Origin of the sequence: Pseudomonas sp. GM17 (genome assembly GCF_000282175.2) — a bacterium.
Classification (GTDB): Bacteria; Pseudomonadota; Gammaproteobacteria; order Pseudomonadales; family Pseudomonadaceae; genus Aquipseudomonas; species Aquipseudomonas chlororaphis.
The window spans coordinates 2,566,998-2,581,743 of record NZ_CP124732.1; the positions used below are offsets into that span (position 1 = coordinate 2,566,998).

The 14,746-nt window shown below is 64.6% G+C and carries 17 protein-coding genes and 1 pseudogene; 16 read left to right on the top strand and 2 right to left on the bottom strand.

Annotated elements, in window-relative coordinates; translation table 11 throughout:
* Positions 1–40: 40 nt before the first annotated feature.
* The 7 genes from PMI20_RS11540 to PMI20_RS11570 all read left to right on the top strand — a co-directional run bounded on the left by PMI20_RS11540 (position 41) and on the right by PMI20_RS11570 (position 5,585).
* Positions 41–1,171 (top strand): protein-glutamate methylesterase/protein-glutamine glutaminase, encoded by a 1,131-nt coding sequence (locus PMI20_RS11540; protein WP_007922501.1) that lies wholly within the window; start codon positions 41–43, stop codon positions 1,169–1,171.
* Positions 1,171–1,911 (top strand): flagellar motor protein, encoded by a 741-nt coding sequence (locus tag PMI20_RS11545; RefSeq protein ID WP_007922500.1) that lies wholly within the window; start codon positions 1,171–1,173, stop codon positions 1,909–1,911. Before PMI20_RS11540 ends, PMI20_RS11545 begins: the two co-directional genes overlap by 1 nt.
* 15 nt (positions 1,912–1,926) lie before the next feature.
* Complete coding sequence (gene motD, locus PMI20_RS11550) at positions 1,927–2,811, top strand: flagellar motor protein MotD (RefSeq protein WP_007922499.1); 885 nt, start codon at positions 1,927–1,929, stop codon at positions 2,809–2,811.
* Positions 2,812–2,861: 50 nt separating this feature from the next.
* Complete coding sequence (locus tag PMI20_RS11555) at positions 2,862–3,650, top strand: ParA family protein (protein ID WP_007922498.1); 789 nt, start codon at positions 2,862–2,864, stop codon at positions 3,648–3,650.
* Between the two features lie 84 nt (positions 3,651–3,734).
* A complete protein-coding gene (locus PMI20_RS11560; RefSeq protein WP_007922497.1) occupies positions 3,735–4,631 on the top strand; it encodes a CheW domain-containing protein in 897 nt (298 codons plus the stop codon).
* 78 nt (positions 4,632–4,709) lie between these two features.
* Positions 4,710–5,192, top strand: a complete 483-nt coding sequence (locus tag PMI20_RS11565; RefSeq protein ID WP_007922496.1) for a chemotaxis protein CheW — start codon at positions 4,710–4,712, stop codon at positions 5,190–5,192.
* Positions 5,193–5,585, top strand: coding sequence for a DUF2802 domain-containing protein (locus PMI20_RS11570; RefSeq protein WP_037033950.1), 393 nt, complete (start codon positions 5,193–5,195; stop codon positions 5,583–5,585).
* 110 nt (positions 5,586–5,695) lie between these two features.
* Here the strand turns inward: PMI20_RS11570 and PMI20_RS11575 are convergent.
* Both PMI20_RS11575 and fliK read right to left on the bottom strand, forming a co-directional pair.
* A pseudogene (locus tag PMI20_RS11575) lies at positions 5,696–6,024 on the bottom strand (EscU/YscU/HrcU family type III secretion system export apparatus switch protein).
* Positions 6,021–7,592 carry a flagellar hook-length control protein FliK gene (gene fliK / locus PMI20_RS11580; protein WP_007922029.1) on the bottom strand — a complete coding sequence of 524 codons (1,572 nt, stop codon included), beginning with the start codon at positions 7,590–7,592 and terminating at the stop codon, positions 6,021–6,023. Before fliK ends, PMI20_RS11575 begins: the two are co-directional and overlap by 4 nt.
* Positions 7,593–7,790: 198 nt before the next feature.
* On the opposite strand from fliK, the gene ccmA reads away from it, so the two are divergent.
* The 9 genes from ccmA to ccmI all read left to right on the top strand — a co-directional run bounded on the left by ccmA (position 7,791) and on the right by ccmI (position 14,739).
* Positions 7,791–8,426 carry a cytochrome c biogenesis heme-transporting ATPase CcmA gene (ccmA, locus tag PMI20_RS11585; protein ID WP_007922031.1) on the top strand — a complete coding sequence of 212 codons (636 nt, stop codon included), beginning with the start codon at positions 7,791–7,793 and terminating at the stop codon, positions 8,424–8,426.
* Positions 8,423–9,091 carry a heme exporter protein CcmB gene (ccmB, locus tag PMI20_RS11590; RefSeq protein ID WP_007922033.1) on the top strand — a complete coding sequence of 223 codons (669 nt, stop codon included), beginning with the start codon at positions 8,423–8,425 and terminating at the stop codon, positions 9,089–9,091. The genes ccmA and ccmB overlap by 4 nt, the downstream gene beginning before the upstream one ends.
* A gap of 76 nt (positions 9,092–9,167) precedes the next feature.
* Positions 9,168–9,923 carry a heme ABC transporter permease gene (locus tag PMI20_RS11595; protein WP_007922035.1) on the top strand — a complete coding sequence of 252 codons (756 nt, stop codon included), beginning with the start codon at positions 9,168–9,170 and terminating at the stop codon, positions 9,921–9,923.
* Complete coding sequence (ccmD, locus tag PMI20_RS11600; protein WP_007922041.1) at positions 9,920–10,096, top strand: heme exporter protein CcmD; 177 nt, start codon at positions 9,920–9,922, stop codon at positions 10,094–10,096. The genes PMI20_RS11595 and ccmD overlap by 4 nt, the downstream gene beginning before the upstream one ends.
* Positions 10,093–10,548, top strand: a complete 456-nt coding sequence (gene ccmE, locus PMI20_RS11605; RefSeq protein WP_007922043.1) for a cytochrome c maturation protein CcmE — start codon at positions 10,093–10,095, stop codon at positions 10,546–10,548. Before ccmD ends, ccmE begins: the two co-directional genes overlap by 4 nt.
* Positions 10,549–10,551: 3 nt before the next feature.
* Positions 10,552–12,540 (top strand): heme lyase CcmF/NrfE family subunit, encoded by a 1,989-nt coding sequence (locus tag PMI20_RS11610; protein ID WP_007922045.1) that lies wholly within the window; start codon positions 10,552–10,554, stop codon positions 12,538–12,540.
* Positions 12,537–13,073, top strand: coding sequence for a DsbE family thiol:disulfide interchange protein (locus PMI20_RS11615; protein ID WP_007922047.1), 537 nt, complete (start codon positions 12,537–12,539; stop codon positions 13,071–13,073). Before PMI20_RS11610 ends, PMI20_RS11615 begins: the two co-directional genes overlap by 4 nt.
* On the top strand, positions 13,070–13,540 hold the full coding sequence (locus PMI20_RS11620; protein ID WP_007922049.1) for a cytochrome c-type biogenesis protein: 471 nt from the start codon (positions 13,070–13,072) through the stop codon (positions 13,538–13,540). Before PMI20_RS11615 ends, PMI20_RS11620 begins: the two co-directional genes overlap by 4 nt.
* Positions 13,537–14,739: a c-type cytochrome biogenesis protein CcmI gene (ccmI, locus tag PMI20_RS11625; protein ID WP_007922054.1), complete on the top strand. Its 1,203-nt coding sequence runs from the start codon at positions 13,537–13,539 to the stop codon at positions 14,737–14,739. Before PMI20_RS11620 ends, ccmI begins: the two co-directional genes overlap by 4 nt.
* The last annotated feature ends 7 nt before the right edge of the window (positions 14,740–14,746 follow it).

Here is a 14,746-nt window from a genome sequence, read left to right on the forward strand (position 1 = left end):
GGGCGGGGCCATTTGCCTTGCCCCGCCTAACGGAGTGTTTATGGCAGTCAAGGTCCTGGTGGTGGATGATTCGGGTTTTTTCCGCCGCCGCGTCTCGGAAATTCTTTCAGCGGATATCAATATCCAGGTCGTCGGTACCGCGACCAACGGCAAAGAGGCGATCGATCAGGCGCTGGCGCTCAAGCCGGACGTGATCACCATGGACTACGAGATGCCGATGATGGATGGCATCACGGCCGTGCGGCACATCATGCAGCGCTGCCCGACACCGGTATTGATGTTCTCCTCGCTGACCCATGAAGGCGCCCGGGTAACCCTGGATGCGCTGGATGCCGGCGCGGTGGATTTCCTGCCGAAGAACTTCGAAGACATCTCGCGCAATCCCGAGAAGGTCAAGCAACTGCTGTGCGAGAAGGTCCATAGCATCTCGCGCAGTAACCGTCGTTTCAGCAGCTACAGTACGCCGGCGCCACAACCGGCGGCGACACCGAAGCCTGCGCCAACGAGCACCGGCAGTTTCGGCGGCACGGCCACGGCGCGCCCGGCGGCGACGCCGATTCCCGCCCGTACGCCGGCCGCTGGCGCGTCGTCGCCGGCGCCCAAGCGCAAGGCCTACAAACTGGTGGCCATCGGTACCTCCACTGGTGGCCCGGTGGCGCTGCAGCGGGTGCTGACCCAGTTGCCGGCCAACTTTCCGGCGCCGATTGTGCTGATCCAGCACATGCCGGCGGCCTTCACCAAGGCGTTCGCCGAGCGCCTGGACAAGCTTTGCCGGATCAGCGTCAAGGAAGCCGAGGACGGCGACATCCTGCGTCCGGGCCTGGCGCTGCTGGCACCGGGCGGCAAGCAGATGATGGTCGACGGCCGTGGCGCGGTGAAAATCCTCCCGGGCGACGAGCGCCTGAACTACAAGCCGTGCGTGGACATCACCTTCGGTTCGGCGGCCAAGTCCTACGGCGACAAAGTTCTGGCGGTGGTCCTCACCGGCATGGGCGCCGACGGTCGCGAAGGCGCGCGCCTGCTCAAACAGGGCGGTAGCGCGGTCTGGGCCCAGGATGAGGCGAGCTGTGTGATCTACGGGATGCCGATGGCGATCGTCAAGGCGGAGCTGGCGGATGCGGTGTACGGCCTGGACGACATCGGCAAGCATCTGGTCGAGGCCTGTCTCTGATGGATGTTCTAAGCCTCATCGGGATCATCATGGCGTTCGTCGCCATCATCGGTGGCAACTACCTGGAAGGCGGTCATCTGTCGGCCCTGGCCAATGGTCCGGCGGCGCTGATCGTGCTGGGTGGGACCATCGGTGCGGCGTTGCTGCAATCGCCGCTGAGCGCCTTCAAGCGCGCGATGCAGATCCTCGGCTGGATCCTGTTTCCGCCGCGAGTCGACCTGCCCGGGGGCATCGACCGCGTCGTCAACTGGAGCCTGACCGCTCGCAAGGAAGGCCTGCTGGGCCTGGAAGGCGTGGCCGATGCCGAGCCCGACACCTATTCGCGCAAGGGCCTGCAACTGCTGGTGGACGGCGCCGAGCCGGAATCCATCCGCAGTATCCTGGAGGTGGATTTCTACACCCAGGAAAGCCGCGACATTGAGGCGGCCAAGGTCTTTGAAAGCATGGGCGGCTACGCGCCGACCATCGGTATCATCGGTGCGGTCATGGGCCTGATTCATGTGATGGGCAACCTGGCCGACCCTTCGCAGCTGGGCAGCGGCATCGCCGTGGCCTTCGTCGCGACCATCTACGGCGTGGCCAGCGCCAACCTGGTGTTGCTGCCGATCGCCGCCAAGCTCAAGTCCATAGCCTTGCGGCAGTCGCGTTATCGCGAAATGTTGCTTGAAGGAATCCTGTCGATTGCCGAAGGTGAAAACCCTCGTTCCATTGAGTTGAAGCTGCAAGGCTTCATGGATTGATGGGGGTAATGGACTATGTCCCGTCGTCGCCGGCATGAAGAACACGTCAACCACGAGCGTTGGCTGGTGTCCTACGCGGACTTCATCACCTTGCTGTTCGCCTTTTTCGTGGTCATGTACTCGATCTCCTCGATCAACGAGGGCAAGTACAAGGTCATTTCCGAAGCGCTGATTGGTGTGTTCACCGATTCGGACCGCGCCCTCAAGCCGATTCCCATCGGTGAGGAGCGGCCCCAGACCGTGACCCCGGCCAAGCCGCTGGTCAAGGACAGCGAGCAGACCGACGCCGGTATCGCCGGTGCCAGCGATCCGCTGAAAAGCATCGCCGACGATATCAGCGCGGCCTTTGGCGACCTGATCAGTTCCAACCAGATGACCGTGCGCGGCAACGAGCTGTGGGTCGAGATCGAACTCAACTCCAGCCTGTTGTTCGGCAGCGGCGATGCCATGCCCAGCGACCTGGCGTTCAACATCATCGACAAGGTGGCGGCGATCCTCAAACCCTTCGACAACCCGATTCACGTCGAGGGCTTTACCGACAACCAGCCGATCCAGACCGCGCAGTACCCGACCAACTGGGAACTGTCGTCGGCCCGCTCGGCGAGCATCGTGCGGATGCTGGCGATGCAGGGGGTCAATCCGCAGCGCCTGGCTTCGGTGGGCTACGGCGAGTTCCAGCCGGTAGCCAATAACGCGACGGCCGATGGCCGTGCCCGCAACCGTCGGGTGGTGCTGGTGGTGTCGCGCAATCTCGACGTACGCCGCAGCCTGACGGGCACCGGCACCGCCCATGCAACACCGGATGCGGCATTGAAGCGGGCTGGCACACAAACTGCACCTACGTCAGTCAAGACGCCGGGACGCGAGAGTGCCGTCAATTCTCCGTCACCGGCTTTATAACTGGGTGCTATTTCTCGGTGGGCCCGTGCTTGCCGGGAGGAACAATCTGAATGAGAGTCTGGGCAGTTGCCAATCAAAAGGGTGGCGTCGGTAAGACCACCAGTTCCATCGCTTTAGCCGGGTTGCTGGCCGAGGCGGGCAAGCGCGTGGTCGTGGTCGATCTCGACCCCCACGGCTCCATGACCAGCTATTTCGGCTATGACCCCGACAGCCTGGAACACAGTAACTACGACCTGTTCCTGCACAAGGGCAGCGTTCCCGAGGGCTTGCCCGGGCAGTTGCTGCTGTCGACCAGTGACGAACGTATTTCCCTGCTGCCCTCGAGTACCGCGCTGGCTACCCTGGAGCGCCAGTCGCCGGGGCAGAGCGGCCTGGGCCTGGTGATCGCCAAGAGCCTGGCGCAGCTGTGGCAGGATTTCGACTATGCGGTGATCGACAGCCCGCCGTTGCTCGGCGTGCTGATGGTCAATGCCTTGGCGGCGAGCCAGCAACTGGTGATCCCGGTGCAGACCGAGCACCTGGCGGTCAAGGGCCTGGAGCGCATGGTCAATACCTTGGCGATGATCAACCGCTCGCGCAAACAGGCGCTGCCGTTCAGCATCGTGCCGACCCTGTTCGACCGCCGCACCCAGGCGTCCCTGGGCACCTTGCGGGTGCTGCGCGACAAGTTCCCGGATGAGATCTGGCAAGGCTATATCCCGGTCGATACGCGCCTGCGCGATGCCAGCCGGGCCGGGTTGACACCTTCGCAGTTCGACGGCAAGAGCCGCGGCGTACTGGCCTATCGCGCCTTGCTCAAGCACCTGCTGGCCCAGCAACTTGTCCCGCAGGTGGCCTGACGTGGCGGAGCATTCAAGTCTGCTGCCGGTCTGGCCGATAAACCCTACAGGTCACTGTGCTGGGTTTTATCCGTGGGCATCCTTATGAACCGTCCTGTCGACGTCACGTCCCGGCCGCAGTTGGCGCTGCAGTCCTACCTGGACGCGTTGCTGCAGGACGCCACCGAAGAAGAATTCGCGGTTCCCGAGGCGCTGCCGCAGGTTCAGGCAGCCGTTGCAGAGGTGGCAGTGTCGAGCGAGGTCCTGGATGAGTTCCAGGCCGCGGTGCTCGAAGAACAGGCTCGCGATGCCCAGGCCCAGCCTGCGCCGGCTGCGGTTGTCGCGCCGGTAGTGCGGGTCGAGGAAGCGGTGGTCGCCCCCGTGCTGGAGGCGCCCGCGCCATTGCCGGCCACCTTGTCGACCGTTGCGCCCTTGTTGCAAGGCCTGGTCGAACCGGTGGTCGAGGTGCATCGGCCGCCAAGCAGCACGCCGCCCCCGGTGGCGGGTGACGACCGGCCGAGCTGGGCGGCGGAACCCTTCGAGTGCCTGCTGTTCGATGTCGCCGGGTTGACCCTGGCGGTGCCGCTGGTCTGCCTGGGGTCGATCTACTCCCTGGCGGGGCATGAACTGACGCCGCTGTTCGGTCAGCCGGAGTGGTTCCTCGGAATCCTGCCGAGCCAGGCCGGCAACCTGAAGGTGCTGGATACCGCGCGCTGGGTGATGCCGGATCGCTACCGCGACGACTTCCGCCAGGGCCTGCAATACGTGATCTCGGTCCAGGGCTACGAGTGGGGGCTGGCGGTGCATCAGGTCAGCCGCTCGTTGCGCCTGGACCCGAACGAAATCAAATGGCGCAGCCACCGTGGCCAGCGGCCATGGCTGGCGGGCACGGTCATCGAGCATATGTGCGCGCTGCTGGACGTTTCCGAGCTGGCCGAACTGATCGCCAGCGGCGGTGCGAAACACATGGCTATCAGTAAACCGGCGCCGAAGCCGATATAGACCAACAACAGGCTGCGCCGACGGTGCGGCCACACAGAACACACACCGTTTCCAACGGTTTTTTGAGGGGTCAGGGGTATGAATAAGTCGTCGTCTGCACAGAGTTCCGAAGATCCGATCCTGCAATGGGTAACCTTCAAGCTGGATAACGAGTCCTACGGCATCAACGTGATGCGCGTGCAGGAAGTCCTGCGCTACACCGAGATCGCACCGGTACCGGGTGCCCCGAGCTACGTGCTGGGCATCATCAACCTGCGCGGCAACGTGGTGACCGTGATCGACACCCGCCAGCGTTTTGGCCTGGTGCCCACCGAGGTCAATGACAACACCCGTATCGTGATCATCGAAGCCGACAAGCAAGTGGTCGGGATCATGGTCGACAGCGTGGCGGAAGTGGTTTACCTGCGTCAGTCGGAAGTCGAGACCGCGCCGAACGTCGGTAACGAAGAGTCGGCCAAGTTCATCCAGGGCGTGTGCAACAAGAACGGCGAGCTGCTGATTCTGGTTGAGCTGGACAAGATGATGAGCGAAGAAGAGTGGTCGGAACTGGAGAGTATCTGATTGATTCTCGAGGTTGCGGTTATTGTCCTGTTCCTCTTTTGGGCAGGCACACTGGCGATGTTCCTGGCCTATATCCGCGCTCAGCGGCAGATCGCCGCCCAGCAGGCCCAGGGCGATGCGCTGCGCGATCAGCGCATCAAGGACCTGGCCAAGCGCGTCGACGATTACCAGAACGGTACGGTGCGCATGGGGGAAGACCTGCATGAGCTGCGCGCGGTGGTCGGCCCGTTGCCGGACAAGCTGGCCCAGTTGGAGCAGCGCGATCCGTCGAGCTTGTCCTTCGCCCAGGCCGCGCGCCTGGTGGGCATGGGCGCCAGCGTCGACGAACTGACTCAGTCCTGCGGCTTGACCCAGGCCGAGGCTGAGTTGATGAGTAAGTTGCACAAAAGCTGAAATCCCTCTGTAGCCGCTGCCGCAGGCTGCGCCAAGGCCGAAGGCCTTCAGCGATCCTGAGATCCCTGCGGCCGTACCGGCCGATCGCAGCCTGCGGCAGCGGCTACAGATCAGTAATCCTCCCCGCTTTCCGTCACATCCTTCTCCAGCGCCGCTTCCTGCGGCGCATGCCCGGCCGGGAACTTGCCCTTGAGGTTCCAGGCGAAGGCGATGATTTCGGCAATGGTCCGGTACAACTCCTCGGGAATGCTGTCGCCCAGTTCCATGCGCGCCAGCAGTTTCACCAGCTCGGCGTTCTCATAGATCGGCACTTCACAGTCGCGGGCGATTTTCAGGATGGCTTCGGCCAGTTCGTCGTCACCCTTGGCGGTCAGCGTGGGGCGTGCTGGCCGTCGTACTTGAGGGCGATGGCCTGGCGTGGCGGGTTGGGATTATTCATGCGGTTTCATCGACCCAGCGTTGTTCCAGTCGGGTTTTCGGGCCCTGCGGCGGTGTGCCGAGATGGCAGTTCAGATCGCCCACATCCAGGCCGGACGCGAGCAGCCGTTCACGCAGGCTGCCCAGATGGCTTTCGATCAGGCTCGCGGTAAATGGCCGCTGCGCCCAGAGCTGGCTGGACAGGCGGCCCTTGAGCAATTGCGCCTGCACCTGTAGCGGGCCCAGGGGTTCGAGGTCGAACGCCAGTTCGACGCGCCACAGCTGCTGTTTCGGTTCGCGTTCCTCGCGTTTTTCCTCAGGCGGTTTTTCCGCCGGGTCTTCGCGCTGGAACTTGACCTGCAGGGGCACGACGTCCTGCATCGTGCGCATCGGGATTTCCAGTTGCCAGGTGGTCAGCAGCCGCCCGTCATCGGTCAGGCCGCTCTGTTCCAGGCTCGCCAACTGGTGGCTCTGCAGGCGCGAAACAGCGGCCGCGGCCAGGCGCAGCAGGTGTTCCAGGTCGCCTTCCTCCTCAAGGCTTTGCAGCAGCCGCGAGGGCAGGGGGAAGCCACCCGGCTGGGGCTTGGCGCTGACCTGGCCGAGGGTCCCCAGGGCGCTGCGCACGAAGCTCGGCAGCACCTGGGCCAGGGTGTTGGCGGCAATGATCGCGTTGAAGCTGGTGCTGCTTGGCAGGCCCGGCGTCATCTGGGCAATCAGGCGCAGCAGGTTGCCTTTCAGGTCAGCCGCCAGGGCCGGATTGTCGCCGGCCAGCAGCCGCGACTCGAGGAAGGCGCCGCTGTTGCCCAGGGCCTGGGCCAGCGCCTTGGGATTGCTCAGTTGCTGCAGGTCGGGCAGACCGGCGAGCAGCTTGTCCACCGTGGCGCGCAGTTCGCTGGAGGTGTCGTCGGAGGGCGGCAGGTTCTGCAACGCATTGATCAGGCCCGTCAGCGAGGCTTGGCGGCTTTGCTGGGCGGCCAGTTGCTGGGCGATCGCCAGTTGCTCCTGGCGCCCGCTCAGCGGCACGAAGCTCAAGCTCTGCGAGCCTTGCACCAGGGCGCTCAGCAGGCTGCCGATGCGCAGGGGTTGCGGGCTGTCGATGCTCAGGGTGCTGCCGATCAGGGCGGTGTTGAGCAGGCTCACCAGCGAGCGGTAGACCGCCGGTTGTCCGGCTGCCTGGGGTTGTAGCTGGGTGGTCAGCACCTTGCCCTGCAGCAGGGTGCCCACGGGAAGCTGTGCGGTGTCGAGGCGGGTCAGGGTGGCGACGCTGGCGGCAATCGCCTGCTGCACGGTGATGGCCAGGTTGCCGGCCGAGGGTTGGGTCACCGCCAGGCTGGTGCCCAGGGGCAGCGGCTGGTTGCTGGTGGCCTGGACGGTGGTCTGCCGGCCGCTGTCGAGGGTCAGCTTGAGCAACAGTTGGAACGTCTGGTCCGCCTGCTTGAGCGACAGTACTTCGGCCTTGGCCGATTGGCCGGCGGCGATCAGGCCTTCCAGGGGCTGCAGCAACTTGAGCAGCTCACCGCTGATCGGCAGCGCGCGCACGGTTCCCGGCGTCAGTTGGGGCAGCGGAGGAAGGGTGATTTCGCCTGTCATCTGGACACAACCTGTGGAGAAATAAGCCCTCTTGAGAGTAGGGCATCGCATGTATAATGCCGCCCGTCTTCGGGGAGCGTGGCGAAAACATCGCAAAAGTTTGACGCAGCTCTCTGGAACAGGCCGCCGATGCGTTTATTCTGCATCTCTTTAACGGCTGCTCCACCGCCGACTTGAACCGTAAAGGCCCGCGATCATTTGACCAGTCCTCTTCTAGAAGCCGTAGCGCTTGCCTGTGAGCGCGACCTGCGGCTGCTCTTCGAAAAGCTCGAACTGCGTCTGGCCAGCGGCGACATGTTGCAGATCAGCGGTCCCAACGGCAGCGGCAAGACCAGCCTGTTGCGCCTGCTGGCAGGGCTGATGCAGCCGACCAGCGGCCAGGTGCTGCTCAACGGCCAGCCGCTCAACGCCCAGCGCGCGGAGCTGGCGCGCAACCTGTTGTGGATCGGCCATGCGGCGGGGATCAAGGACCTGTTGACCCCCGAGGAAAACCTCAGCTGGCTCTGCGCCCTGCATCAGCCTGCCGATCGCGAGGCGATCTGGCAGGCCCTGGCGGCGGTCGGCCTGCGCGGTTTCGAGGATGTGCCCTGTCACACCCTGTCCGCCGGCCAGCAGCGCCGGGTGGCGCTGGCCCGGCTGTACCTGGACAGCCCGCCACTGTGGATTCTCGACGAACCCTTCACCGCCCTGGACAAACAGGGCGTGGCGCAACTGGAAGAACACCTGGCCGGCCACTGCGAACGCGGCGGCATGGTGATCCTCACCACCCACCACACACTGAGCCGCCTGCCGGCCGGCTATCGCGACATCGATCTGGGGCATTGGGCCGTATGAGTGTTTTCGGACTGCTGGTTGCCCGCGAATCCCGGCTGCTGTTCCGCCGTCCCGCCGAACTGGCCAACCCGCTGGTGTTTTTCGCCATCGTTGTCTCACTGTTCCCGTTGGCGGTGGGACCTGAGACACAATTGTTGCAAACCTTGTCTCCAGGGCTAGTCTGGGTAGCGGCCTTATTATCGGTTTTGCTCTCGCTGGACGGGCTTTTTCGCAGTGATTTCGAGGACGGATCCCTGGAGCAGTGGGTCCTTTCGCCGCACCCCCTGCCTCTTCTGGTTCTGGCCAAGGTGCTGGCACACTGGGCCTTTTCCGGCCTGGCACTGGTATTGCTTGCGCCCCTGTTGGCACTGATGCTCGGTCTGCCCACAGCCTGTCTGCCGGTGCTGTTGCTGTCCCTTCTGTTGGGCACTCCGGTGCTCAGCTTGCTGGGAGCGGTGGGCGCGGCGTTGACGGTAGGACTCAAGCGTGGCGGCCTGTTATTGGCGCTGCTGATCCTGCCCCTGTACATCCCGGTATTGATTCTCGGCAGCGGCGCCTTGCAGGCGGCCTTGCAGGGTATGCCGGCGACCGGTTACCTGCTGTGGCTTGGGAGCCTGACCGCCCTGGCAGTAACGCTGACACCTTTTGCAATAGCGGCTGGCCTGAAGATCAGCGTCGGCGAATAATGAGGTCTGATCAAATTTTGATCAGTAAAGACCCTGGCTGTGCGTGACAACGCGCGGCACCCGTGATGGAAACAGTATGAACTGGACCTGGTTTCATAAGCTCGGCTCGCCCAAGTGGTTTTACGGCATCAGCAGCAAGCTGTTGCCCTGGCTGAGCATCGCAGCCTTGCTGCTGATCACCGTCGGCGTCGTTTGGGGCCTGGCCTTCGCGCCGCCGGACTATCAGCAAGGCAACAGCTTTCGCATCATCTACATCCACGTTCCCGCCGCCATGCTGGCCCAGTCCATCTACGTGATGCTGGCGGTGTGCGGGGTGGTGGGCCTGGTGTGGAAGATGAAACTGGCCGACGTCGCCCTGCAATGCGCGGCGCCCATCGGTGCCTGGATGACCGCCGTGGCGCTGGTCACCGGGGCCATCTGGGGCAAGCCGACCTGGGGCTCGTGGTGGGTCTGGGACGCGCGCCTGACCTCCATGCTGATCCTGCTGTTCCTGTACTTCGGCCTGATCGCCCTGGGCAACGCCATCAGCAATCGCGACAGTGCGGCCAAGGCCTGCGCGGTGCTGGCCATCGTCGGGGTGATCAACATCCCGATCATCAAATACTCGGTGGAGTGGTGGAACACCCTGCACCAGGGCGCGACCTTCACCCTCACCGAAAAGCCGGCGATGCCCGTCGAGATGTGGCTGCCGCTGTTGCTGACCGTGCTGGGCTTCTATTGTTTCTTCGGCGCCGTGCTGTTGCTGCGCATGCGTCTCGAAGTGCTCAAGCGCGAAGCCCGCGCCAGCTGGGTCAGGGCCGAAGTGCAGAACAGCCTGGAGGCGGCATCATGAGTTTTTCGTCCTTCGCCGACTTTCTCGCCATGGGCCATCATGGCCTGTATGTCTGGTCAGCCTACGGCATCTGCCTAGTGGTGCTGATCCTCAACGTGGCGGTGCCGTTGCTGGCCCGCAAGCGTTACCTGCAACAAGAGGCGCGTCGTCTGCGCCGGGAGAACAATCAGTGAATCCGCTGCGTAAAAAGCGTCTGTTGATCATCCTCGGTGTGCTGGGCGGCGTGGGCGTTGCCGTCGGCCTGGCGCTGAGCGCCCTGCAACAGAACATCAATCTGTTCTACACCCCGACCCAGATCGCCAACGGCGAAGCCCCCCATGACACGCGGATCCGCGCCGGCGGTATGGTGCAGATGCGTTCGCTGCAACGCTCGGCGGACTCGCTGGACGTGCGCTTCGTGGTCACCGACTTCAACAAGGCCGTGACCATCACCTACCGCGGCATCCTCCCGGACCTGTTCCGCGAAGGGCAGGGCATCGTCGCCCTGGGCAAGCTCAACGCCGATGGCGTGGTGGTGGCCGACGAAGTGCTGGCCAAGCACGATGAGAAGTACATGCCGCCGGAAGTGACCAAGGCCCTGAAAGACAGTGGGCAAATGGCGCCGGCTCCGGCCAAGGAGGGCTGAGCGATGACATCCGCAATCTTCATTCCCGAGCTCGGCCATCTGGCGATGATCCTGGCCCTGTGTTTTGCCCTGGTCCAGGCCGTGGTGCCGCTGCTCGGCGCCTGGCGCGGCGACCGTCTGTGGATGGGCCTGGCGCAGCCCGCGGCCTGGGGGCAGTTTACCTTTCTCGCATTTGCCTTCGGCTGCCTGACCTATGCCTTCATGGTCGACGATTTCTCGGTGGCCTATGTCGCCAGCAACTCCAACAGCGCCTTGCCCTGGTACTACAAGTTCAGCGCGGTATGGGGTGCCCACGAGGGCTCGTTGTTGCTCTGGGCGCTGATCCTCGGGGGCTGGACCTTCGCCGTGTCGGTGTTCTCCCGGCAGTTGCCGCAAGTGATGCTGGCGCGGGTGCTGGCGGTGATGGGCATGATCAGCACCGGCTTCCTGCTGTTCCTGATCGTTACCTCCAACCCCTTCGCGCGGATTCTGCCGCAGGTGCCCGGCGACGGCCGCGACCTCAACCCGCTGCTGCAGGACATCGGCCTGATCGTGCACCCGCCGATGCTCTACATGGGCTATGTCGGTTTCTCCGTAGCTTTCGCCTTCGCCATCGCAGCCTTGCTTGGCGGTCGCCTGGACGCGGCCTGGGCGCGCTGGTCGCGGCCCTGGACCATAGTCGCCTGGGCATTCCTCGGCATCGGTATCACCCTCGGCTCCTGGTGGGCCTACTACGAACTCGGCTGGGGTGGCTGGTGGTTCTGGGACCCGGTGGAAAATGCCTCGTTCATGCCGTGGCTGGTGGGCACCGCGTTGATCCATTCGCTGGCGGTCACCGAAAAGCGCGGCGTGTTCAAGAGCTGGACCGTGCTGCTGGCCATCGCCGCGTTCTCCCTGAGCCTGCTGGGGACCTTCCTGGTGCGTTCCGGGGTGCTGACCTCGGTCCACGCCTTCGCCTCGGACCCCGAGCGCGGCGTGTTCATCCTGATCTTCCTGCTGTTCGTGGTCGGTGGTTCGCTGACCCTGTTCGCCCTGCGCGCGCCGGTGGTCAAGAGTCAGGTCGGCTTCAACCTGTGGTCGCGGGAAACCCTGCTGCTGGGCAACAACCTGGTGCTGGTGGTGGCGGCCTCGATGATCCTGCTGGGCACCCTGTACCCGCTGGTACTGGACGCCCTGACCGGGGCCAAGCTGTCGGTCGGCCCGCCGTACTTCAATGCGCTGTTCATTCCACTGATGGCGCTGCTGATGGTGGTGATGGCGGTGGGCGTGGTGGTGCGTTGGAAAGACACCCCGGTGAAATGGCTGGTAAGCATGCTGACCCCGGTGCTGCTGGGCAGCGCCGCACTGGCGGTGGTGGCCGGTATCGTCTACGGCGACTTCAACTGGGCAGTGCTGGCGACCTTCATGCTGGCGGCCTGGGTGTTGCTCGCCGGGGTCCGCGACATCTTCGACAAGACCCGCCACAAAGGCCTGGTCAAGGGCCTGCCGGGCCTGACCCGCAGCTACTGGGGCATGCAACTGGCGCACCTGGGCATCGCGGTCTGCGCCCTGGGCGTGGTGCTGTCGAGCCAGAACAGCGCCGAGCGCGACCTGCGCCTGGAGCCGGGCGAGTCCATGGACCTGGCCGGTTATCACTTCATCTTCGAGGGCGCCAAACATTTCGAAGGCCCCAACTTCACCTCCGACAAGGGCACGGTGCGAGTGGTCCGCGACGGCAAGGAGGTTGCTGTGCTGCACCCGGAAAAACGCCTCTACACGGTACAGAACTCGGTGATGACCGAGGCTGGCATCGACGCCGGTTTCACCCGTGACCTCTACGTCGCCCTCGGCGAGCCGCTGGGTGATGGCGCCTGGGCCGTGCGGGTGCACGTCAAGCCGTTCGTGCGCTGGATCTGGTTCGGCGGCCTGCTCACCGGTTTCGGCGGCCTGCTGGCGGCCCTCGACCGGCGTTACCGGGTCAAGGTGAAGACCCGGGTGCGCGAAGCCCTGGGCATGACAGGAGCCACTGCATGAGACGCTGGATAATGTTGTTGCCGCTGGCGCTGTTCCTGCTGGTGGCGGTGTTCCTGTACCGCGGGTTGTACCTGGACCCGGCCGAGCTGCCGTCGGCGATGATCGGCAAGCCGTTCCCGGAGTTCTCCCTGCCGTCGGTGCAGGGCGACAAGACCCTGACCCGCGCCGACCTGCTGGGCAAGCCGGCGCTGGTCAACGTCTGGGGCACCTGGTGCATTTCCTGCCGGGTCGAGCACCCGGTGTTGAACAAGCTGGCGCAGCAGGGCGTGACCATCTACGGCGTCAACTACAAGGACGTCAACGCCGACGCCCTGAAGTGGCTGGTCGAATTCCACAACCCTTACCAGCTGGATATTCGCGACGAGGAGGGCACCCTGGGCCTGAACCTCGGGGTGTACGGCGCGCCGGAAACCTTCTTCATCGACGCCAAGGGCATCATCCGCGACAAATACGTCGGGGTGATCGACGAAACGGTGTGGCGCGAGAAGCTGGCCGCCAAGTATCAGGCCCTGGCCGACGAGGCCAAGCCATGAAGCGTTGGCTGGCCGCGGCCGTCCTGGGCCTGAGTATCGCTGGCGTGGCCCACGCCGCGATCGATACCTACGAATTCGCCAACGACGCCGAGCGCGAGCGCTTTCGCGAGTTGACCAAAGAGCTGCGTTGCCCCAAGTGCCAGAACCAGGACATCGCCGACTCCAATGCGCCGATCGCCGCGGACTTGCGCAAGGAGATCTTCCGCATGCTCGGCGAAGGCAAGGACAACCAGCAGATCATCGATTTCATGGTCGACCGCTATGGCGACTTCGTGCGCTACAAGCCGGCCCTGACCGGCAAGACCGCCTTGCTCTGGTTCGGCCCCGCCGGCCTGCTGTTGGGGGGCGTGGTGATCATCGCCGTGATCGTCCGGCGTCGGCGCGTGCAGCGCAGCGACAACCCGAGCACACTTTCCGCCGAGGAGCGTCAGCGCCTCGACCAACTGTTGGATAAAGACCGCGAATGATTGATTTCTGGCTCGCCGCAGGCCTGCTGCTCCTGGTAGCCCTGAGTTTTCTGCTGATCCCGGTTCTACGCGGCCGTCGCGCCCAGCGTGAAGAGGATCGTACCGCGCTGAACGTGGCGCTTTATCAAGAACGCGTGGCCGAGCTGCAAGGCCAGCAGGCCGAAGGCGTGCTCAGCGCCGAGCAGATGGACAGCGGCCGCGCCGAAGCCGCGCGCGAATTGCTGGCCGACACCGAGGGCGCGGAACTGGCTGGGGTATCGCGCCTGGGCAAGCCGCTGCCATTGCTGGCGGCGCTGCTGGTGCCGCTATTGGGCCTGGGCCTGTACCTGCATTTCGGCGCCAGCGACAAGGTCGAGCTGACCCGTGAATTCGCCCAGGCCCCGCAATCCATGGAAGAGATGACCCGCCGCCTCGAGCGCGCGGTCGCCGCCCAGCCGGATTCCGCCGAGGGCCTGTACTTCCTCGGCCGTACCTACATGGCCCAGGACCGCCCGGCGGATGCGGCGAAGATCTTCGAACGCACCGTGACCCTGGCCGGGCGCCAGCCGGAACTGCTCGGCCAGTGGGCGCAGGCGCAGTATTTCGCCGACGGCAAGCGGTGGTCGGACAAGGTCCAGGCCCTGACCGACGAAGCGCTGAAGGCCGACCCGAAGGAAGTCACCAGCCTCGGCCTGCTGGGGATCGCCGCCTTCGAAGGCGAGCGTTATCAAGCGGCCATCGATTACTGGAACCGCCTGCTGGCGCAATTGCCGGCGGACGACAACTCGCGCGCCGCGCTGCAGGGCGGTATCGACCGGGCCACCGAGAAGCTGCTGGCCAGCGGCGGCAAAGTGGCCCAGGCGCCCGCGCCCAAGGCCGCCGCGCTGCTCAAGGTGCGTGTCGACCTGGCCGCCGAGCTGAAAGCCAAGGTGCAGCCGGGCGACAGCGTGTTCATCTTTGCCCGCGCCACTTCCGGGCCGCCGGCGCCACTGGCGGCCAAGCGCCTGACCGTGGCCGACCTGCCGGTGACGGTGGAGCTGGGGGATGCCGACGCGATGATGCCGCAGTTGAAACTGTCGAACTTCCCGGAAGTCCAACTGGTTGCACGCATTTCCCGCGCCGGCCAACCGACTGCCGGCGAGTGGGTCGGTCGCAGCAAGCCCCTGGCCAGCAGCACCACCGCGCCGCAACAACTGACCATCGACAGCCCGGATAAATAAGAGAAGC